Origin of the sequence: Paenibacillus xylanexedens, assembly GCF_007676705.1 — a bacterium.
Taxonomy (GTDB): domain Bacteria; phylum Bacillota; class Bacilli; order Paenibacillales; family Paenibacillaceae; genus Paenibacillus; species Paenibacillus xylanexedens_C.
Window position 1 is genome coordinate 1 of sequence record NZ_VEBF01000094.1, and the last position, 337, is coordinate 337.

The 337-nt window shown below is 50.1% G+C and carries 1 protein-coding gene; it reads right to left on the reverse strand.

Features of this window, described 5'->3' with window-relative positions; all coding sequences use genetic code 11:
- The coding region (locus tag FS628_RS32150) for a hypothetical protein (RefSeq protein ID WP_222125318.1) at nucleotides 1–193 on the reverse strand (193 nt) is incomplete at its 3' end.
- Nucleotides 194–337: the final 144 nt, after the last annotated feature.

The window sequence follows — 337 nt, forward strand, 5'->3', positions numbered from 1 at the left end:
TGTACATCTCAACCCACTCTATCCTCCCCTGATCCACTCCCCCTCCCTTACCCCCTTCCCACTTCCCACCACCCTCATCTTTCCCTTTCTTCCCCTCTTTACCCCCATTCTTCCCCCCACCCCTCTCTCTCTCATCCCACTCTCTCCATTCCATTCCCATCAAACCCTCTTTTTTACCATCACCCTTCCTCATACCAATTCAACAAACAACAATACAGTCATCCTTCTTCCCCTCTACTTCAATCCTCCACACATCCACCACCTCTCCATACTCCATTCCTCCTTCTTTAACTACTCCTCCTTCATCTCTTCCTAATCCTTCCCCTCCACCATCCTC